Here is a 20,310-nt window from a genome sequence, read left to right on the forward strand (position 1 = left end):
CGTTGCCCCTGGTCAATCAGGCTTTCCCCGGCTCAAGACCAGCCGTCACGGACGTTACCCACCGCTTGACGAAACCCATAGGGGCACCCCCCCGCAGTGCGAATACCGTCTACTCCCTCTCGTCGCCGTCGTGCAAGCCCCGGCGGCATGCGTTGGTTCACGCATGCACCCCGTGACACGCTGGTGCGGAGCCCGCCCGCGCTTCTCGCCGAGCCTGACGTGGCGGACTGACGCTTACTGCCTTTTGCGGACTTAGTCTGGTTATACGCCGCAATTCCCGGAGCGTGTCATGCTTGTCATCCTGGGGCTCATCATCCTGATCGCCGCGGTTGTCGTCGCCGTAGCCGGCGTTGTCACCAATGGTGGCAGCGCACACCAGCTCACCGACGGCTTCTCGGTATTCGGATACCACGTGACCGGCTCCACCGGCACGTTGTTCCTCTACGGCATCGCCGTCGGGGCTCTGGCTGTGTTCGGGCTGAGCCTGGTCGTGGCCGCTGTGCGCCGCCCATCCCACCATTCCAGAACCTCGCGCCGGGGCCTCAGGCAGCCCGGCCGCGAGCCGGCGGCGGAGCGCGACGACGCGGTCGCTCCCCGGGAGACCGGCCGCGGGGAGACGGCACATGCGCGGGGGAGCGACCGACCACACGACGACCGCCCTGTCGCCCCGGACAGCGGCCATCGGAGCAGGTGGCCGCATCTGTTCGGGCACCGATCCGCCCCCCAGTAGACCCCGGTCACACGCACAGATCGCCGACCGGCAGATCGCTCCCGATCCCTACCGGGCGGGCCCGTCCCAACACCGATGACTGACGAAGGCAGCCACTCATGAGTATCGGCAGGAAGATTGCGCACAAGGCCGAAGCGGTAAAAGGCGGAGCCAAGAAGACCGTCGGTCGCGTGACCGGCAGCTGGCGCCTACGTTCCGAAGGGCGCGGTGACCAGGTCAAAGGGAACGCCAAACAGGCAGGGGCGAAGATCAAGGACGCATTCAAACACTGACCACTCGACTCCTCGCCCCGGCCCCGGTTGTGTCCGGGAGCAGTCGGTACGCCCTCGGGGGGAGGGGGCGGTTACGCCGGGACCAGCTCGGCACGGACGCGTTCCACTTAGGCAACGGCCATGGGTGAGTCGCGGGACGCGATGAGGATCAGCTCAGGGGCGGACTTGCTGCTCGCCATACGGGCGGCGCTGCCTCGCTCAGCGGGAAAGGCGCCGTACCGTCGCATGCGTCCGGCGCCTGGGCCGCTGCTTCGGGTCGTGCTTGGAGGCGTGCTTCGGTTTTCGACCGGAGGGACATCCGGGGCTCCTCGGCCGTGTCGTGTGATGTCGCGGCCGGGGGCTCGGGCTGCTTGGTGTGATGTGCAACCGCCGTGGCGGGCGGATCTGTTCTGCTTGAAGTGGGGCTCGGCGAGCGGGGTCAGGTGCTCAGGCCGGTGAGGGATTCGGTTCCGTCGATGAAGACGCGGGCCAGGTCGGACAGGCGGCGAGTGCGGTCTCGGAGTCAGCGGGACTGCGGTAGCCGAGGCTGCTGTGTAGTCGGTGCAAGTTGTACCAGCCCTCGATGAAATCAAAGATCGCGGTGCGGGCGGCGGCCCGGCTGGTCCAGGCGGCGGTGCCGAGCAACTCTCGCTTGATGGTGGCGAAGAACGACTCGGCAAGCGCGTTGTCCCAGCACTGGCCGGTGCGGCCGACCGACAGCCGGATGCCGAACTGGTCTGCCAGGGAGGCGAATTGCTGACTGGTGTACTGGGCCGCTTGAGGATGTCGACGTCCTCGCGCAGGCGGCGGTTCTCCCGCTGCAACGCGGCCGGCTCCTCGCGTTCGCTGCTGGTCAGGCCGTCACGCTCGCCCGCGTCGATCTCGGCCTGCTTCACCCGGTCACGCACCGCGGTCTCGGTCAGATCGAAGTCCTTGGCGATCTGACCGACCGAGCGGTCACCGCGTCGGCACAGCTCAACGATCTCGGCCTTGAACTCCGGCGTGAACGAGCGGCGAGGGCGAGGCTTCCTCTTCCCCATGCTCTCCATGATGGACATCCTCCCGGGGCTGATCCCCTGATCTCGAATGTCCGTCAAAGCGGATCAAGCCCAGGTCAACCGTTACCAGGACTGGCGGCCAGCGACGCCAGGCGGTCCTCGATCGCGGCGAGCCGGGTTTCCAGCCCTTTGACGTCCGCGTGGGTGGCGTTCTGGTGGGACGGTTTCAGCACGATGACCAGTTGGCCGTCGGGCTCCAGGCGTCCTAGAGCGACATCGCTGATGTCTTCACCGTTCTGCAGTCGTACGGCGTGCTCGATCTCTGTGGGCCGCAGCGCCAGGTGCCTGAGGGCACTCGTACGCACTTTGCCGTCCTGAATGATGGTGGTCGGCTTCCCCTCCACCAGGCGCACGGCACGCTCGTTACGGGCCAGCCACCGGTTGAGCAGAGCGTTGATCGTGACCAGAGTGATGGCGCCGATCGCACCGCCGAGCAGGCTGTTGTCGTTGCCGATGACTGCGTTCTGGACGACATTGGACAACAGGAAGATCACGACGAAGTCGAAGGTATTCAAGTTCGCCAGTCCCCGCTTACCGCTCAGCCGGAACAAGATCACGATGAGCGTGTAGACCGCGACGGTGCGCAGCACCTTGTCCGCAATGGGGATCTGAACAGACATCAGGTCGTGCCACATGGCGCTCCTCAGGGGCTCGGGTCAACCAGAACCCGCCCATTCTGATCACAGCAGGCCGCGGCACCGACGCGCTCACCCGGGCGTGGCAGCGCCCCGTCGGGGCTGCGGTGAGGGCCTGACAGGGGCGGTGCGTTTCAGCGGTTGTGGGATCCGTAGCAGGTCCCGGGAGTGCCGCGGCAGGCGGCGTCACCCGTGTGGGTGTCAGGTCGTCGGTGATGGTGCCGTGCCTGGTGCGGATGGCTCCGGGCGCGAGATCGGGACCCGCCGGCAGTGACCGGGCGCCGGCCGTCCTGCGTGATCATCGAGGCACGCTGCCGCGGGCGCCAGTCATCGAAGGTCTGCTGGGCAGCAGGAGAGAAGCTCGGAGCCGAAACTCCCCGGATTCTCCCCACGGCTCATCCCAGGTTCTGGTGGAGAAGCGGGCTTCGGCCCGCAGCGTGCTCGTGAAGACCGGATGTCGGGCCCGATAACCTGGGAAAATACTCACCGAAGTCACCGCGACCCGCTACGTCACACCCATACGGGAGGGCGGATCCCTGCCTGGAATTGTCGAGGCCGACGATTTCGGCACCTGCGTCATGCAGGCGCCGAGCCCAGGTCTCTGAGCGGCTTTCGGTGAGTTCTAGGCGCCTGACCTGCGAGAATGCTTCTGGCGGTGTCTTTCAGGAGCTTTCTCGTTTACGCCGCCAAACTCCCCAGGGTCTCAAACGATGAGGATTCTCCCCAGCCGCCCCCAGGACGCGGTGCCGGGCGTGACTTGCTGCGAAAGTCCTATCGCGTAGTGAGCCCGACGAGCTCTCTATAGGCAAGAGTGCTGTCAAGAAGGCGGGCTATGGGAATGAGCCGTGGACAGCACACACGCTTCGGCACTTTTTTGCCGGTGGCGCCATTGCGAGTGGGGTTTCACTCTTGGACGTTTCGCGCTGGTTGGGCCGCTCGACGATCCAGATCACCGCTGACATCTATGGCCATCTCACCCCGGACGCCGGTGGCAGACTGAGGTCCGTGATGGATCAGCTGCTGACCGGCGCTAGCGTAGTTGGTGATGGTGGCGGGGCCGGTACTGGTTCGGTGCTGGTTCTGGGAGCGGAGTGAGGGGAAACGTGCAGGTCGGAGCGTCACATTGAGGATTCTGCACACATCGGACTGGCACCTGGGGCGGTCGTTCCACCGGGTCTCCCTGCTCGAAGCCCAGGCCGCGTACCTGGACCACCTGGTGGCGACGGTGCGCGAGCACGAGGTGGACGCGGTCCTCGTCGCGGGTGATGTGTACGACAGGGCCGTTCCGCCGCTGTCCGCGGTCGAGCTCTTCGACGATGCACTGCACCGGCTCGCCGCCGCCGGTGTGCCCACCGTGATGATCTCCGGGAACCATGACTCCGCACGCAGGCTCGGCGTCGGTGCGGGCCTGATCGAGCGGGCCGGAATCCATCTGCGTACCGACCCCGCCCACTGCGCCACCCCCGTCGTCCTGCGCGACGCCCACGGCGACGTGGCGTTCTACGGGCTGCCCTACCTGGAACCGGCCTTGGTGAAGGACGTCTTCAAGGCGGAGCGCGCAGGGCACGAGGCGGTGCTGACCGCAGCCATGGACCGGGTACGCGCCGACCTCGCGGGGCGCTCGGACACCACCCGGTCCGTGGTGCTCGCCCACGCCTTCGTCGCGGGCGGCGAGCCCAGCGACAGCGAGCGCGACATCACCGTCGGCGGGGTGGCCGCCGTACCTGCCGGAGTCTTCGACGGCGTCGACTATGTGGCACTCGGGCATCTGCACGGCTGCCAGACCGTCACCGACCGGGTCCGCTACTCGGGCTCGCCGCTCGCGTACTCCTTCTCCGAGGCCGTCCACCGCAAGACGATGTGGCTGATCGACCTCGACGCCTCGGGCACGATCGCCGCCGAGCGCATCGACTGCCCGGTGCCCCGTCCGCTCGCCAGACTCCGCGGCCGCCTCGACACCCTCATCGACGACCCCGCGCTGGAGCAGCACCGGGAATCCTGGGTGGAGGCCACGCTCACCGACCCCGTGCGTCCGGTCGAGCCGATGGCCCGCCTCGCAGAGCGGTTCCCGCACACACTCAGTCTCGTATTCGAACCCGACCGGGCCCCCGATGACCCGCTCGCCTCGTACGCACAGCGCCTCAAGGGGCGCGACGACCAGCAGATCGCGGAGGACTTCGTGGCACATGTGCGGGGCGGGTCCGCAGCGGACGAGCAGGAGCGAGCGGTGCTGCGCGGCGCCTTCGACCACGTACGGGTGGACGACAGCGTGCACGAGGTGAACCGTTGAGACTCCACAGACTCAGCCTCACCGCCTTCGGCCCGTTCGGCGCCACCCAGGACATCGACTTCGACGCACTGTCCTCGGCCGGGCTCTTTCTGCTGCACGGGCCGACCGGCGCCGGCAAGACCTCGGTCCTCGACGCCGTCTGCTACGGCCTGTACGGCGCGGTGCCCGGCGCCCGCCAGAGTCCCGGCACCTCGCTGCGCAGCGACCACGCCCCGGCAGACCTCCCCACCGAGGTCAAGCTGGAACTGACCGTCGGCGGCCGGCGCCTCGAAGTCACCCGGCGCCCCGCACAGCCGCGCCCCAAGAAGAAGGGCAACGGCTTCACGACGGAGAAGGCCCAGAGCTGGCTGCGGGAGTGCGACCCCGAGGACGGCTGGCGGCCGCTGAGCCGCTCGCACCAGGAGATCGGCGAAGAGATCACCCAGCTCGTCGGGATGAGCCGGGACCAGTTCTGCCAGGTGGTGCTCCTGCCGCAGGGCGACTTCGCACGCTTCCTGCGCGCCGATGCCGAGGCGCGCGGCAAATTGCTGGGCAGGCTCTTCGACACCCGCCGGTTCGCCGCAGTCGAGGAGCGCCTGGCCGAACTGCGCCGTACGGCCGAAACACAGGTCAGGGCCGGGGACGAACGCATCCTCGCGGTCGCCCAGCGGATCGCCCAGGCCGCCGGACCGGCCGCGCGTGAATCGCCGCTGCCCGACATCCAGCCCGGCGAGCCGGGGCTCGCCGACGGCGTGCTGGAGTGGGCCGCGACGGCCCGCAGCAGCGCCCGGGAACGGCTCGGCATCGCCGAGTCCGTACTGGCCATGGCCGAAGGCCGGCAGTCGGCCGCACGTCTCGCCCTCGACAGCGAGCGTGAACTCGCCGGGCTCCAGCAGCGTAACGAGGAGACGCAGCGCCGCGCCGCCGCAGTCGAAGCCGGCCGCCCCGACCACGACCGACACCACGAACGGCTCGCTCGGGCTCGCAAGGCGGACCTCGTCGCCCCCGCGCTGGAGTTGCGCGACGATGCCGAGCGCGCGTACCGCACGGCCCGCGAGGCCCGTGACCGCGCCCGTGCACTGCTGCCCGACACCCTGGCCGACGCCGGTGCCGAGCAACTGGCGGAACTGGAGCGAAGGCTCCGGCAGGACCTCGGCGGGCTCGACGCCGCGAAGCGCGCCGAGCGGCGCAGCGCGGAGATCGACGCCGAGCGTGCCGGACTGGAGCGCCAGGCCCGGGCCGACGACGAGCTGATCCACGAGGCGAAGGGCTGGCTGGCCGGCTGGGAATCGACGCGCCACGAACTGCGGGCACGCATCGAGGAGGCTCAGGAGGCCGCCACTCGCGCCGAACAGCTCGCCGGCCGGCTGGAGCCTGCCCGCGCACGGCTGGAAGCGGCCCGCCGCCGCGACACGCTGGCCATCCAGGCGTCGGCCGCCGCCGAGCGGCTGGCCGTGGCCCGTGAGCGGGCCTCGGGTGCCCATGAGTCGTGGCTCGAGCTTCGCGAACGACGGCTGCGTGACATCGCCGCGGAGCTGGCTGCGGAGCTGGTGGACGGCGAGGACTGCAAGGTGTGCGGTTCGGCCGATCACCCCGAGCCCGCCCGCGCGGCCGACGGGCATGTCGACCGGGCCACCGAGGAGAGGGCTCTCGATGCGTACCGGCGGGCCGAGGAGGCACGCACAGATGCGGACCGGGAGCTCGGGGTCGTACGCGAGAAGCACATGGCGGCCCGTGTCGCCGCACAGTCGGCCGTGCCGCAGCCGAGGGACGGTGCTGATGCCGCTGAGACGGCCGGGGTTGTTGCTGCCGAGTCGGCCGCGTCCGGGTCGGTGGCCGGGGCCGGGGCGGTTGCCATCGGTGTGCCCCGCGTCGAGCAGTCTCTTCCCGGCGCCGCCGCCGAGCCTGTCGCCGACCCCACCGTTGCCGAACTCGGCGCACTCGTAGACCGGCTGACGCGCATGCATGCCGAGGCGCACCGGACCGCCGCCGGTATGCACGCGGCGCGCGAGGCCCTCGCAGTAGCCGAGCGGGAACAGGCCGAACGCCTTGAGAGCCGGCAGCTGGCCGAGCGCCGGGCCGCGGCCCGTACTTCCCTGCGGGAAGGGCTGGACCGTGAACAGGCCGCGCTGAATGCCGAGTTGGCGACCGCCCGAGGCGAGTTCGGCAGCGTTGCCGAGCACGCCGAGCTGCTTGAGCGCCGGGTCGGTCTGCTCGCCGCAGCCGCCGAGGCGGTACGCGAGGAGGAGACGGCCGCACAGCGCCGCAAGGAGGCCGACGGCCGGCTCGCGGACGCCGCGTTCCGGGCCGGGTTCGACACCCCGCAGGCCGCTGCCGCAACCCTCCTCACCGATGCCCAGCAGCGCGAACTCCAGCGCCTCGTCGACGCCTGGCAGTCCGAGTCTGCCGCCGTCGCCGACCGTCTCGCCGAGACCGCGACCCGAGCAGCCGCCGACGGCCCGCGGGCCGCGGTGGACGTCGCGCAGGCCGCGTACGACACGGCCGAACGGCAGCTGCGGGACGCCTCCGCGGCACTGGCCGCCGCACGCGAGCGCTGCGCCGAGCTGGGCCGGCTGTCGCGCAGCGCCGCGGACGAGGTGCGCAGGCTCGGTCCGCTGCGCGAGGAGTACGACCGGGTGGCACGGCTGGCCGGGCTCACCGCAGGTACCTCCGCGGACAACGAACGCAAGATGCGGCTGGAGTCGTACGTGCTCGCCGCACGGCTGGAACAGGTCGCTGCAGCCGCCACCGCACGGCTGCAGCGCATGTCGTCCGGCCGCTACACGCTGGTCCACTCCGATGCCCGTACCGGAGGCCGCAGGTCGGGTCTCGGCCTGCATGTCGTCGACGCGTGGACCGGCCGCGAACGCGATACGGCGACGCTCTCGGGCGGCGAGACGTTCTTCGCCTCGCTCGCCCTCGCGCTCGGCCTCGCCGATGTCGTCACCGACGAGGCGGGCGGCGTACGGCTGGACACCCTCTTCATCGACGAGGGCTTCGGCAGCCTGGACGACCAGACCCTCGACGAGGTGCTCGACGTACTGGACTCGCTGCGTGAGCGGGACCGCAGCGTCGGCATCGTCAGCCATGTCGCCGATCTGCGCCGCCGTATCCCGGCACAGCTCGAAGTGGTGAAGGAGCGGCACGGATCGGCGGTACGGCACCGCACCGCGGACGGGGTCAGCGGCTGATGGCGCGCCGGGGGAGCGGCGAGGAGTAGACAACGCTCGTGGTCACGGAGCCGAGGGCGCCGATCTTCCCCGAGACCTCCTCCAGGTGACTCATCGAGCGAGCGGTGACCTTCAGCACGAAACAGTCGTCGCCGGTGACATGGTGGGCCTCAATGATCTCGGGAGTCGTGTCGAGCAGATCGTGGAACGGCTTGTAATTGCCGTTCGGATAGCGCAGCCGTACGAGAGCCAGAATCGGCATTCCCAGCCGCTCCGGGTCGACCACCGCGGCGTAACCGCTGATCACCCCGGCCTCCTCCAGCCTGCGCACCCGCTCGGTCACGGCGCTCGGGGACATCGCCACCGCCCGCGCCAACTCGGCGAACGTCGCGCGCCCTTCACGTTGCAGGAAATCGAGGATGCGCCAGTCGGTGGCGTCCGGGGAATAGTCGGTCATTCTCAGGAGACAACAGGGAAATCCCCGGCAGATCAAGAGTTGTGCCGGGGATCTCATCTTCCCGGGAAGGATCACCGGTCGTAGATTTTTGGGCATGACATCGCAGCTCACCGCCACCGCGGCCAACCCCGTCCTCCGCGTCCCGCCGGCCTCTCCGGGCGTGGCGGCCGTCTACTTCGGCGCCTCGCTGGCCTTCCACGCCGACGTCTCCGATGTCGCGGCCGCGCTCGCGGCCGACGGCGACCCCGGCTTCGTACTCCTCGACTCGCGCTCCACCGAATCCTGGGACCAGGGCCATGTCCCCGGCGCGGTCCATCTGCCGACCGCCCTCATCCCCGAGCAGGCCCGGAGTCTTCTCGACCCGGCCGTCCCTGTGGTCACGTACTGCTGGGGCCCCGGCTGCAACGGCGGAACGCGTGCCGCGTTTGCGCTCGCCGAACTCGGCTACCAGGTCAAGGAGATGCTCGGCGGCTTCGAGTACTGGATGCGCGAGGGCTTCGAGTTCGCGACCTGGGAGGGGCGCGAGCGGCGCGACGCCGACCCGTTCACCGCACCGGTCGCCTCCGACGACTGCGGCTGCTGACCGGCCGGGCCGGACGAACGCCCCCTCCCACCGGGCCGTTTCGCAAGCAGTGCGGAAGGCAGGAGGGGAGGGGGCGAGAGGCGGGTCAGAGCTTGGACAGCTCGTCCACGAGATCGTCGAGTCCGAGCGGCCCCTGCGACAGCGCGGCCATGTGCCAGGCCTTGGCATCGAACGCGTCACCGTGCGCCTTGCGGGCGTTCTCCCGGCCGAGCAGCCAGGCGCGTTCGCCCAGCTTGTAGCCGATGGCCTGCCCCGGCATCGAGAGATAGCGGGTGAGTTCGCTCTCCACGAAGTCGGCCGGACGGCCGCTGTGGTTGCCGAAGAACTCCTGGGCCAGCTCAGGGGTCCACCGCTCGCCGGGGTGGAACGGGGAGTCCGCCGGGATCTCCATCTCCGCGTGCATGCCGATGTCCACGATCACCCGGCAGGCCCGCATCATCTGCGCGTCCAGATAGCCGAGGCGGCGCTCGGCGTCCGGCAGGAAGCCCAGCTCGTCCATGAGCCGCTCCGCGTACAGAGCCCAGCCCTCGGCATTGGCGCTGACACCGCCGAGCGACGCCTGGTAGCGGGAGAGGCTGTCGGCGACATGCACCCACTGGGCGATCTGCAGGTGGTGGCCCGGCACACCCTCGTGGTACCAGGTGGAGACCAGGTCGTACACCGGGAAGCGGGTCTCGCCCATGGTGGGCAGCCAGGTGCGGCCGGGGCGCGAGAAGTCCTCGGACGGGCCCGTGTAGTACGGGGCCGCGGCGCCGCCGGGCGGGGCGATGCGGGACTCCACCTTCCGTACCCGTTCGGCGAGTTCGAAGTGTGTACCGTCGAGGGCCTCGATCGCCTCGTCCATCAGACTCTGCAGCCAGGCCTGGACCTCATCGACCCCCTCGATGTGCTTGCCGTGCACATCGAGATGGGCCAGCGCCTCCCAGGGACCTGCGCCGGGCAGGACCTTCTCGGCCTCGGTCTTCATTTCGGCGAGCAGCCGGTGGTACTCGGACCAGCCGTACGCGTACGCCTCGTCGAGATCCAGGTCGGTGCCGTTGAAGTAGCGCGACCAGCGCGCGTACCGCTCACGGCCCACCGTGTCCGGCGCGCCCTCGACCGCGGGGGCGTACACAGCGCGCATCCAGTCGCGCAGCGCCACGACCGACTCCGTGGCCCGGCGGGCGGCGTCGTCCAGATCGGCACGCAAAGACGCCGGGCCGGCGGCAGCGAAGTCCTCGAAGAAGCCGGCCCCGCCGTCGCCGGCCCACTCGTCGAGCTGGCCGATGAAGGTGGCGGTGGCGCGCGGGCCGCCGTACAGCTTGCGCTCCAGGCCGAGCGCGAGCGACTCGCGGTAGCCCTCCAGCGCGGCGGGAACCGCTCGCAGCCTGTCGGCGACCGCCGCCCAGTCCTCGTCGGTCTCGGTCGGCGTCACCGTGAACACCTCACGGATGCTGTGCGCCGGGGAGTGGAGGTTGGAGACCGCGCGCAGCCCCTCATCGGCTTCATGGACGGCGAGTTCCGCCGTGAGGCGCTCGCGCAGGAGGCGGCCGCAGCGGCGCTCGGCATCGCTGTCCGCGCCGGGCAGCTGTTCGGCGGCATCGAGCTTCGCCAGGGTGGTGCGGGCGAGCTCGGCACGAGCTTCCTGTCCCGCGGGGGAGAAGTCGGGAAGGCGGCGTGAGCTCTCCGCGACACCCAGAAAGGTACCGGCGATCGGGTCGAGTTGGATGAATGCGTCGACGTAGGCGTCGGCGACCTGACGGGGCAGCGCGCTGCTGGGAGTGTCTGACATGCCGACATCCTCGTACGGCGGGGGCCTCCGCGTCATCATCATTCGGCCTCAGTGGCTGGTCCCCGCCGATCCTGCGGACGGTGGCAGCAGCGGTCCGCACTCCCACTGCTGGAATATCAGCCGGGTCTCGACCCTGGCCACTTCGTGGCGTGAGGTGAATTCGTCCAGCACGAGGCGTTGCAGATCCGCGGTGCCGGTGACCGCGACATGGACCAGATAGTCGTCGGGGCCGGTCAGATGGAAGAGCGCGCGGGACTCGGGCAGCGTCCTGATGCGTTCGACGAACGGGCCGATGAGCTCTCTGCGGTGCGGACGGACCTGTACGGAGAGCAGCGCCTCCAGGCCGCGGCCGAGCTTCGCCGGGTCCAGACGCAGCTGGTGGCCGAGAATGACACCGGAGCGGCGCAGCCTGGTCACCCGGTCCAGACAGGTCGACGGCGCGACCCCGACCTCGGCGGCCAGCTCGCGGTAGGTGGTCCGGGCATCGTTCTGCAGCAGTCGCAGAATATGCAGGTCCACCGGGTCGAGAACGATTGAATCGGCCATCTGCCGAACGTAGCACGGGGTTTTCGGACGAAGACCCGGAGTTTGTTCAGAGTGGCGTCATGGATACTGAATCCTCGATGGCGCCCTCGACGACAACCCGCTCCAGGGCGCTGGCCACCGAAGCCGTGCACGCGGGCCGCGACGATCTCGCGGCCCTGGGCCTGCACGCCCCGCCGATCGATCTGTCCACCACCTACCCCTCGTACGACTCCAGGGGCGAGGCCGAGCGGATCGACACCTTTGCCGCCACCGGCGCCAGGCTCGAAGGACCGCCCGTCTACGCGCGGCTGGACAACCCGACGACGGCCCGCTTCGAGACGGCCCTCGCCCGGCTCGAGGGGACGGAGAGCGCTGTGTCATTCGCCAGCGGAATGGCGGCGCTCACCGCCGTCCTGCTGGTCCGGGCGAGCATGGGACTACGCCATGTGGTCGCCGTCCGTCCGCTCTACGGCTGCAGCGATCACCTTCTCGGCGCCGGTCTGCTGGGCACCGAAGTGACCTGGACCGACCCGGCGGGCATCGCGGAGGCCATCCGTCCGGAGACCGGTCTGGTGATGGTGGAGACGCCCGCCAACCCGACGCTCGCCGAGGTCGACATCCGTGCGATCGCGCACTCCTGCGGTTCCGTGCCGCTGCTCGTCGACAACACGTTCGCCACGCCGGTGCTCCAGCGACCCGTCGAGCACGGCGCACGGATCGTGCTGCACAGCGCCACCAAGTACCTCGGTGGGCACGGTGATGTGATGGGCGGGGTCGTCGCCTGCGACGAGGAGTTCGCGGCCCGCCTGCGGCAGGTGCGCTTCGCCACCGGTGGGGTGCTGCACCCGATGGCGGGGTATCTGCTGCTCCGCGGCCTCGCTACGCTCCCGGTCCGGGTACGGGCGGCTTCCGCGAGCGCCGCCGAACTGTCCCGCAGGCTGACAGCCGATCCGCGTATCGCCCGGGTCCACTACCCGAAGCTGGGCGGGGCGATGGTCTCGTTCGAGGTGTACGGGGATCCGCACCGGGTGATTTCGGCCGTACGGCTCATCACGCCCGCGGTCAGTCTCGGCAGTGTGGACACCCTGATTCAGCATCCGGCCTCCATCAGCCACCGCATTGTGGATGAGGGAGACCGGCAGGCGTCCGGCGTCGGGGACCGGCTGCTGCGGATGTCGGTCGGGCTGGAGGATGTAGAGGACCTGTGGGCCGATCTGTGCCAGGCGCTGAGCTCACAGGAGGCCGGCCGTCCGGAAGTCCTCCGTCAGGAGGTCCTCCGCCAGGAGATCAGCGGCCGGCCTGCTCGTACGGGGGCAGCGAACGCACCGGAGTCGCGTCCAGCCGTGCGGTGATGACCAGCGTGCCCTCCTCGATCTGGTAGTCCAGCGGCAGGGACAGCGCACGCATGGCCGCGACCATGCCGGTGTTGGACGCCTGGGTGACGGCGTAGACGCTTTCGCAGCCTGCCTCGATGGCGAGCGTCACCAGGCGGCCGAGGAGTTCGGCGCCGATCCCGCGGCGCTGCCATTCGTCCTCGACGAGGAGGGCGACCTCGGTCTCGTCGCCGTCCCAGAGGAGGTGGCCGAGGGCGACCAGCCGGCCCGAGGCCGTCTGCACGGCCAGGGTGCGGCCGAAACGAGGGCTCAGCAGGTGGTCCAGGTAGCGGTCGGCATCACGGACCGGGCCGTGGTACCGCAGCCGCAGCGTCTGCTCGGAGCAGCGGTCGTGCATGGCGCGGGCTGCTTCGAGGTCGCTGCGGTCCGCGCGGCGCACGGTGATCTCGTTGCCTTCGGGAAGGGTGAGTACCTGCTCGCTGCGCGGCACACGGGGGCCGAGCAGGGCGTCGAGCTCGACCAGGGCGCGGGCCCGGGCGAATTCGGTCGGGGTGAACGGAAGGTAGGGCCGTTCGATGGTGATGGCACCTCCGGACGGGTCGCGCAGCCGCATCACCGTGTCCTCCAGCACGCCCTCGACGGGCGCGGTCTCACCGGTCGCGCGGCCGGTGATCGAGACGGCGGGCAGTGAGTGGATGGTGCAGCGGCCGAGCAGCTGACGCAGGGCGAGGGGGAGTTCGGCGGCGTCCAGGGCTGTGCGTGTGGCGAGGCCCAGGATGCGCGTCGGGGCGTCCACCAGGTCGTGCGCGTCGGCCCGCTCGATCCAGGTGGAGCCACCACCCGCGGCGGAGATCGCCCGGCTCAGCTGCTGGGCCTGGAGCGGGGCGGGGGCGCGCAGCAGGAACTCGTCGACCGTGCCCTCTGCCAGCGGGTGCGTCTGCAGGGTGAGGATGTCGACCCGGTGCCGGGCGAGCGCGATGCACAGCGCGGCCAGACTGCCCGGGATGTCCCGAACGGTGGTACGCATCCGCCACAGCACCGTGTCCTCGGGGGATAGGGCCGGGCCTGCGGCGGTGGGCGTGGTCACGAGCGCGGTCGCGGCGGCGTCGGTCTGGTGGGTCGGGGAGACGCTGTCTCTCTCGGAGGTGAGGTCGGTGCCGGTCGGCGGCGGGGCGTGGCTGTGGCGCCGTGCCCACCAGGTGTGGAACGCGGCTGTCACGGCCAAGGCCACGGCCGAGGCGATCAGGAGATACGGTCCGTCCGGCTGGTGTCCGATCAGGTTGGCGATCGCGTCGGCCACCGCGACCGCGGTGAACAGTGCGGCCAGTTCGGTCACGTCCCGCCGCCAGTGGTGGGAGCGGCGGGCAGTCTTGGCGGATGTCACATCAGTCATGCCTTCACTGTGACTGAGCGGTGTTGCCTGATCACGAACGCTCTGTGACTGATGGGTTAAGTGTGGATCTAGTCACCTATCGTATGTTTTGGCGGATTAATGCCTTGATCGATTGCGGTTCGCAGTAGTACGGCAGACGCTCCGGGCCCGGGCCATGAGGCGGCGGTACGGCAGCTCCTGTCCGGGCGCGGGCCCCGGGCACAGAGTCCGGACAGGAGTCATCGGGCCGGACGGGACCTGCCCGGTCCGGGCAGAACCCGTCGGGCCGGACAGGCCGCTGCGGGTTACGCCAGGATGTCCTCGGCCGTCACGTCGGCCCCGAACCCGCCGGTCCCGCACCCGCCGGTCCCGCACCCGTCTGTCCCGAAACCTGCCCCCAGGCCGCCTTCAGGCGCACCGCTTGGCGTACCAGCTGTGAGGATCCGCCGCGCGCGGCCGTTCCGGCGAGCCCGGGTATCGGCTCGGGGCCTGTCGCACCACAGTGCTCCGCGCACTCGGCGGCCACGGAGAGCAAGTCGCTCAGCCCGCGAGGTCCCTTCTTGTGCGCCAGGAGTCCCGGCAGAACGGGGGCCAGCACGGAGAGCACTGCCCGGTATGCCCCGGTGGCCGCTGCGGTACGGGCGGAGTCCGCGAGGCGACTGGGCTTCACCAGGCTGTGGTCGAGAAGGATCGCCAGCTCCTCGCCGAGCAACGCCGCGTCCAGCCGGTGCTGGGCCGCGAGTATCAGCAGGGCGTCCACCGCCGACAGCCGGTCCTGCGGATGCCGGGCTCCCAGCCCGTACGCCACGGTCAGATGGATGGCCTCGGCGGCGGGCCCGCCGAGTTCGACGAGTGCGGTGAGCGGCTGCGCCGCGCCCCTCAGCTCATCGGTCGCACAAGTTGCGATGGACGGCAGCAGCCATGCGGCCAGCGTCTCGCCGTCCTCGGGCAGGGTGGCGAGCCAGAACCCCGAGTGGTCGCCCCAGTGGTAGCAGATGCGATGGCGCGGGGTATGCGGATGGCCCAGCCAGTGGAAGGAGCGAGGGAACTCCCGCTGGATGACCGGGCGTTCCTCGCTGGCCATCAGGACGCGCCGCGTCCAGTCGGTCGGTTGCCGCATCTCCCAACCCTGGGCCAAGGACTTCTGCTTCTCCAGATCGAACCGGAACACGGGCGCGAGCGGCTCGTCGGCCTGTATCCAGGCGGCCAGCCGGTCACCCTCCGGGGTGCCGAGCAGGGCCGCCGCCGCCGTGGCCTCGTGCTGGCCGTCGCGCCGCACGCGCAGCAGGGCCTGGGCGAAATCGGCGTCTCCGGGCCGGATCCCGAGCTTCTGATACGTACGCAGTCGCTCGACCAGCACGGCAGGGTCGAGCGAGCCGGTGTGCCACGTCGGGAAGGCCAGCAGGAACGGTGCGCTGCCGCTCAGCACGGCTTCGGCGGCCTCCCACAGCCGGGCCTTCATCACCCCCATGAGCGCGGCATGGACGCAGGTCCCGGTGCCGGTCCAGGCGGCGCGTCCGTCATGCACGGCCTGTACCGAGACCCGTCCGAGCAGTACGGCCACTACCAGCTCGATACCCGCCTCCGAGCGGAGCCGCCGCTCGACCTCGGGCAACGGTTCTTCGTCGAGCCACCACTGACCCGCCAGCGCATCACGCAGCGCGTCGGCCAGCGCCGACCGGTCGGTGTGGGCATGGCGGACCAGCCCGTCCAGCGCCCGCTAGAAGGCGGTGACATCCCGCGATGCGGATCTCGCCAGGACCACCACCTCTTCGACGAGCTCGGGCAGCGTCGCCGGTGCCGGTTCGAGACGTTGCAGGGCCGGAACGGGTGGCAGCAACTCCTCGTACGGCTCCGCCGCCGACCGGTCGTCCAGCAGGTCGCCGAACACCTCGGCCGCAGCCGTGCGGTGCGCCGGCCCCAACAGCGAGGCGGACAGGGCAAGTTCTTCCCGCGCCGGGTCACCGACGGCGGGCAGGTACCGCGCCACGAGTTTGAGCGCCCGCTCCTGGATGGCGATGTCCTCGTGCCCGAAGGCCTCCGCGACGACGGGCAGCAGTTCGTCGGCCGTCGACGGATCGCGGCGCAGTGCCTTGCCGATCAGCACGAGCTGGGTCCGGACCAGCCTCTTCTCGGTGCGGAACAGCACCGAACCCGACACATCCGCCAGGGTCCGCACGGGCAGTTCGCCGCGCTCGTCCAGCCGGGCGAGCACCTCCTGGGCATGGCCGGCCACGGTGGAGATTCCGTCCGCGGCCATTCCGATCCAGTCGGCGACCCGCTCGGCCTCCTCCTGCTCGGTCAGCGCGAGCCGACGCAACACGGCGAGAACGAAACGGAGATCGCCGGGCTTTCCGCCGCGCAGCAGCCGGCTCACACAACTGTTGACCAGCACCGACCGCTCCAGCAGGCCCTCGTCCACGAGGACGGCCAGCGCCTCGGGCCAGTGGCACGGGTTGTCGGGGTCGTCGATCCAGGTCACCTGCGGCGGGAGTTCCGCCACCTCGAAGAGCCTCGGCACCAGAACGGTCAGATGCGGGTCGGCACGGAGGATGTCGTGCAGCGGCCGTGTCTTCTGCCGCCGCCACGGCGCGGTCGAGACGGTCTCGGCCCAGCCCTGCACGAAGCCGTCAGTGGTGGGCACCGGGCATTGAGCGGTCTTCACCAGCCCGGAGATGAGCTCGTATGCGGTCTCCGCCGTCGTGGCCCGTCCCGCCAGCCGATGCGCGACGTCACCGAGCCAGGCGGGGTCACGGTCCGCCAGGACTTCGAGAACCAGCGGGTAGGGGGACCGCGTCCAGCCCAGCAGGTCCCGGCCGCCGATCCAGGTGGCGCAGCCCGCGGCGCCCGTGTGACAGCCCGCCCCGGCCACCAGCAGGGCCTTCCGGATCTTGTCCTGTTCGTGCCAGTGCCAGCTCCGCGCCTCCTTGCGGAGCGTCTTCAACTCCGTCAGCGCCGACCTGCGTTCGGCCTTGTCCAGCCGGGCCAGCAGCGCCGGCACGTCTTCCTTGCGCCCTTCCCTTACGGCGGTGAGCAGCTCCTTCATCGCACACCCCCGGCGACCGGCGCACTGCGACGGGCCATCCGGACGGCCAGCGCGTGCTTGCACGGGCCCCGACGCCCGCGGTAGTCCGCCCACCACTGGCACGTACAGCTCAGCATCCCGTCCTTCTCCCTCACCTGGTAACGGCGCTCACCCGAGGCCACGGCCGCCACGTCCCCGTCGAGCGCGACGGCGCCCGAGCCGGCCAGCTGCCGGGCCGCCACCAGCCGCGGATTGTGCCGCTCCGCCCGGTCGGCGTCGTACGGCAGCTCGCGGTGGAAGTAGGCCGCGTCGGCGAGGTCGTAGCCGACCCGGCCCGCCGTCCCCAGCCGGGTGAGCGCGTCCCGTACCCGCTCTACCGTCAGACCCGACTGCTCCGCGAGGTCGGCGGGTTCGATCCGCGGCTCCCAGGCCAGGAGCACGGAGACCAGCTCGGCGTCGGCCGCGGCATCGCCGGTGGCCAGCGCATCGAGTACCCCGCCCTCGCCGGAGAACCCGCGCGAGGCATCGGGCGACAGCGTCAGCGTGAGCCGCATGCCCGGCAGCACCACCTCCCAGGCGCTCGCAGCCGCCGTCCCGTCGGCCACCGGCCCGTACACCCGCAGTGACGTCGCATGACGCAACACCCGCTGCAGTGCCACCAGCCGCTCGGGGCCCGGCAGACACACCGCCCCCGCCACCGGCCGTGTCGTCGGCCGCAAGGTCTTTCCGGCGGGAACCACCCACTGCGCGCCCCGCGAGGCATTCCCCGACGCACGAGGCAGCGAACGCAGGAACCGCACGGCCTCCGCGGCCGGCAGCTCGGCCCGCAGATCGAAACCGGCGGACACCACCTGCGCCTCGGCGAAGCCACGCAACCACCGGTCGGGCAGGGGCACTTTCTTCTCCACGACCGGACCGTCCATTGTGGTGACGGCCAACTCGTCCGGGCCCACCCGCATGTGCAGCGGATCGTCTCCCGCTATCCGTGAAAGTGCCTCCCGCAGTGGATTGTTGACATCCACGTTCGTCGTGCCGTGACCCGTCTGCGCACCGTCCAGGCCGTCCCGCAGCACATCGAGGCGCGCGTACACCCCGCAGCAGCCGGAGAACGACTCAAAGCGCAACCGGTCGCCGTTGCCCGTCACCACCGGGTCGAGCGACGAGGGCAGGGTGCGCTGGTAGTAGCGCGCGGATGCCACGTCCGCCACGGCCAGCAGGCCGCGGGCAGCGATCCTCGGCGACGTGAGAAAGCCGGAGAAGAACCGCGGGTGGCGCTCGGTGCCCCGCGGCGTGTGACCACCGGCGGTCTCCAGGCCGAGGAGCTGTCCGGCCTGCGAGGACTCCAGAGCGGACGGGCGTGAGTAGGCCAATGCCTGAACGGATCGGGTCATGCAAGAACCGTAGAACCCACCACTGACAATCGGCCCCGGACCACTGCCCGGGGCCGCCGCTCAGCGTGCCGGTTCACTGTCCGACGCGCCCCGGCTGCAACACCTTGCTGAACAGCACAGAACCGCCCTGCGCCCGCAGCCGTACAGTCAACTCACCACTGTCGCCGTCGATGTCGACCTCGCCGAAGAACTGGGGAGACTCCATCGGCGACACGTTCGCGCGGTCGGGCGCCCGCACGAAGACCTGGTCGGGACCGAACGTCGCATCGAGTGCGTTGGCCGGGAACTGACCTGCCGCCAGCGGTCCGGACACGAACTCCCAGAACGGTGCGAAGTCCTTGAATGCTGCGCGCTCGGGCTCGTAGTGCTGCGCCGATGTGTAGTGCACATCGGCCGTCAGCCAGACCGTGCCGGTGATCCGCCGGTGCTTGATGTACCGGAGCAGTTCCGCGATCTGGAGCTCACGGCCGAGAGGAGCTCCGGGATCGCCCTGCGCGACCGCCTCGAAGTCCGTCGCACCGTCGGTGACCACCAGCCCCAGCGGCATGTCTGCGGCGATCACCTTCCATACCGCGCGGGACCGCGAGAGCTCGTGCTTGAGCCAGCTGAGCTGCTCGGCGCCGAGGATGCCGATGGTGTCGTCGGGCTGTCGGCCGGGGGAGTTGGCGTTGCGGAAGGACCGCATGTCGAGGACGAACACATCGAGCAGCGGACCGTGCCGCACCACTCGGTGCATCCGGCCCTCGCCGGACGAGCCATGCAGCGTGGACACCGGGAAGTACTCGCGGAACGCCCGCATCGAACGAGCCGCCAGCACATTGACGTTCTTCTCGGTGTAGCGGGGGTCGTCGAGGATCTGCCCCGGGTACCAGTTGTTGCGTACCTCGTGGTCGTCCCACTGAACGATCGAAGGCACCTGCGCGTTGAACTCGCGGAGGTTGCGATCGAGCAGGTTGTAGCGGAAGTTCCCGCGGTACTCGGCAAGGGTCTCGGCGACCTTCGCCTTCTCCTCGGTGGTGACATTGCGCCAGATACGCCCATCGGGCAGGTTCACGCTCGGCTCGATCACCCCGTCCGCGTAGATGTTGTCGCCGCTGCAGAGAAAGAAGTCCGGGTCGAGGCGGCGCATCTCGTCGTACACCACGTAGCCGCCGATGTCCGGGTTGATGCCCCAGCCCTGGCCCGCGATGTCGCCGGACCACAGGAAGCGCACCCCGTCCCGGCGCCGGGCGGACGCGGTCCGGAAGGTGCCGTACACCGGCTCGCCGGTGCGGCGGGGGTCTTCGGGGTCGGCGAGCGTCACCCGGTAGTGCACCTGTTCACCCGGCGGCAGCCCGTACAGCGGCGTCGTCCCGGTGAAGTCCGTGCCGGAACCGACCAGCGGACCGTGCCATGTGCGGGCCCGCCGGAAGGACTCCGTCGCCGATGTCTCCACGATCATCCTGGCCGGACGGTCCGACCGGACCCACACCAGCGCGGACGACGCGGTGACATCGCCCACCTGCACGCCCCATGCCGCGCGCGGCCTGCCGGACAGTGCGAAGGCGGGGGCCGCGGCGCCCACCACGGGGAGTGTGAGCGCGGCCGACGCGGCGAGCGAACCGCGCAGCACACTGCGGCGGTCGAGGGACGGAATACGCGGACGGTACGACATCGAGGCGCCTCCGGGGCAGTGGTCAGCGGACGAACGGGTGGCTGGTCGACCGACCCCACCCTTGTGCCCGTCGGCGGCGCGCACA

At 70.3% G+C, this 20,310-nt stretch carries 14 protein-coding genes and 2 pseudogenes; 6 read left to right on the forward strand and 10 right to left on the reverse strand.

What is annotated here, in order from left to right; genetic code table 11:
* The first annotated feature begins 289 nt into the window (after nucleotides 1-289).
* Nucleotides 290-730 (forward strand): hypothetical protein, encoded by a 441-nt coding sequence (locus tag ACGFU7_RS41735; protein ID WP_393703378.1) that lies wholly within the window; start codon nucleotides 290-292, stop codon nucleotides 728-730.
* A 98-nt stretch (nucleotides 731-828) separates the two neighbouring features.
* A complete protein-coding gene (locus ACGFU7_RS41740) occupies nucleotides 829-1,002 on the forward strand; it encodes a CsbD family protein (RefSeq protein ID WP_393703379.1) in 174 nt (57 codons plus the stop codon).
* Nucleotides 1,003-1,428: 426 nt separating this feature from the next.
* On the opposite strand, the gene ACGFU7_RS41745 is transcribed toward ACGFU7_RS41740, so the two are convergent.
* From ACGFU7_RS41745 to ACGFU7_RS41755, 3 genes and pseudogenes are all read right to left on the reverse strand, one after another.
* Nucleotides 1,429-1,725 carry a transposase gene (locus tag ACGFU7_RS41745; protein WP_393703421.1) on the reverse strand — a complete coding sequence of 99 codons (297 nt, stop codon included), beginning with the start codon at nucleotides 1,723-1,725 and terminating at the stop codon, nucleotides 1,429-1,431.
* A 62-nt stretch (nucleotides 1,726-1,787) separates the two neighbouring features.
* Nucleotides 1,788-2,039 (reverse strand): annotated as a pseudogene (locus ACGFU7_RS41750) (transposase); the annotation flags it as partial.
* Between the two features lie 56 nt (nucleotides 2,040-2,095).
* The gene (locus ACGFU7_RS41755) at nucleotides 2,096-2,674 is read right to left on the reverse strand and encodes a DUF421 domain-containing protein (protein WP_393703381.1); all 579 of its coding nucleotides are present in this window, start codon (nucleotides 2,672-2,674) and stop codon (nucleotides 2,096-2,098) included.
* A 1,123-nt stretch (nucleotides 2,675-3,797) separates the two neighbouring features.
* On the opposite strand from ACGFU7_RS41755, the gene ACGFU7_RS41760 reads away from it, so the two are divergent.
* Nucleotides 3,798-4,964, forward strand: coding sequence for an exonuclease SbcCD subunit D (locus ACGFU7_RS41760; RefSeq protein WP_393703382.1), 1,167 nt, complete (start codon nucleotides 3,798-3,800; stop codon nucleotides 4,962-4,964).
* A complete protein-coding gene (locus tag ACGFU7_RS41765) occupies nucleotides 4,961-8,134 on the forward strand; it encodes an AAA family ATPase (protein WP_393703383.1) in 3,174 nt (1,057 codons plus the stop codon). Before ACGFU7_RS41760 ends, ACGFU7_RS41765 begins: the two co-directional genes overlap by 4 nt.
* Here the strand turns inward: ACGFU7_RS41765 and ACGFU7_RS41770 are convergent.
* Entirely contained in the window at nucleotides 8,124-8,570 is a 447-nt protein-coding gene (locus ACGFU7_RS41770; RefSeq protein ID WP_393703385.1) for an Lrp/AsnC family transcriptional regulator, read from the reverse strand. The two genes, ACGFU7_RS41765 and ACGFU7_RS41770, sit on opposite strands and share 11 nt — an antisense overlap.
* A 94-nt stretch (nucleotides 8,571-8,664) precedes the next feature.
* Between ACGFU7_RS41770 and ACGFU7_RS41775 the strand changes: the two genes are divergently transcribed.
* Nucleotides 8,665-9,153 (forward strand): rhodanese-like domain-containing protein, encoded by a 489-nt coding sequence (locus ACGFU7_RS41775; protein WP_393703386.1) that lies wholly within the window; start codon nucleotides 8,665-8,667, stop codon nucleotides 9,151-9,153.
* A gap of 85 nt (nucleotides 9,154-9,238) precedes the next feature.
* Here the strand turns inward: ACGFU7_RS41775 and ACGFU7_RS41780 are convergent, their stop codons facing one another.
* The gene (locus ACGFU7_RS41780; protein WP_393703387.1) at nucleotides 9,239-10,924 is read right to left on the reverse strand and encodes a DUF885 domain-containing protein; all 1,686 of its coding nucleotides are present in this window, start codon (nucleotides 10,922-10,924) and stop codon (nucleotides 9,239-9,241) included.
* Nucleotides 10,925-10,972: 48 nt separating this feature from the next.
* Nucleotides 10,973-11,470: an Lrp/AsnC family transcriptional regulator gene (locus ACGFU7_RS41785; protein ID WP_393703389.1), complete on the reverse strand. Its 498-nt coding sequence runs from the start codon at nucleotides 11,468-11,470 to the stop codon at nucleotides 10,973-10,975.
* 59 nt (nucleotides 11,471-11,529) lie between these two features.
* Here ACGFU7_RS41785 and ACGFU7_RS41790 point away from each other — a divergent pair, with 59 nt between their 5' ends.
* Entirely contained in the window at nucleotides 11,530-12,801 is a 1,272-nt protein-coding gene (locus tag ACGFU7_RS41790; RefSeq protein WP_393703390.1) for a trans-sulfuration enzyme family protein, read from the forward strand.
* On the opposite strand, the gene ACGFU7_RS41795 is transcribed toward ACGFU7_RS41790, so the two are convergent.
* The 4 genes and pseudogenes from ACGFU7_RS41795 to ACGFU7_RS41810 form a co-directional block, all read right to left on the reverse strand.
* Complete coding sequence (locus ACGFU7_RS41795; protein WP_393703423.1) at nucleotides 12,737-14,167, reverse strand: GNAT family N-acetyltransferase; 1,431 nt, start codon at nucleotides 14,165-14,167, stop codon at nucleotides 12,737-12,739. The genes ACGFU7_RS41790 and ACGFU7_RS41795 overlap by 65 nt on opposite strands.
* A gap of 316 nt (nucleotides 14,168-14,483) precedes the next feature.
* A pseudogene (locus ACGFU7_RS41800) lies at nucleotides 14,484-17,201 on the reverse strand (DUF6493 family protein).
* On the reverse strand, nucleotides 17,198-18,571 hold the full coding sequence (locus tag ACGFU7_RS41805; protein ID WP_393703392.1) for an SWIM zinc finger family protein: 1,374 nt from the start codon (nucleotides 18,569-18,571) through the stop codon (nucleotides 17,198-17,200). Before ACGFU7_RS41805 ends, ACGFU7_RS41800 begins: the two are co-directional and overlap by 4 nt.
* A 73-nt stretch (nucleotides 18,572-18,644) precedes the next feature.
* On the reverse strand, nucleotides 18,645-20,225 hold the full coding sequence (locus tag ACGFU7_RS41810; RefSeq protein WP_393703394.1) for an alkaline phosphatase D family protein: 1,581 nt from the start codon (nucleotides 20,223-20,225) through the stop codon (nucleotides 18,645-18,647).
* Nucleotides 20,226-20,310: the final 85 nt, after the last annotated feature.

The organism is Streptomyces sp. NPDC048473 (assembly GCF_043200155.1).
Taxonomy (GTDB): domain Bacteria; phylum Actinomycetota; class Actinomycetes; order Streptomycetales; family Streptomycetaceae; genus Streptomyces.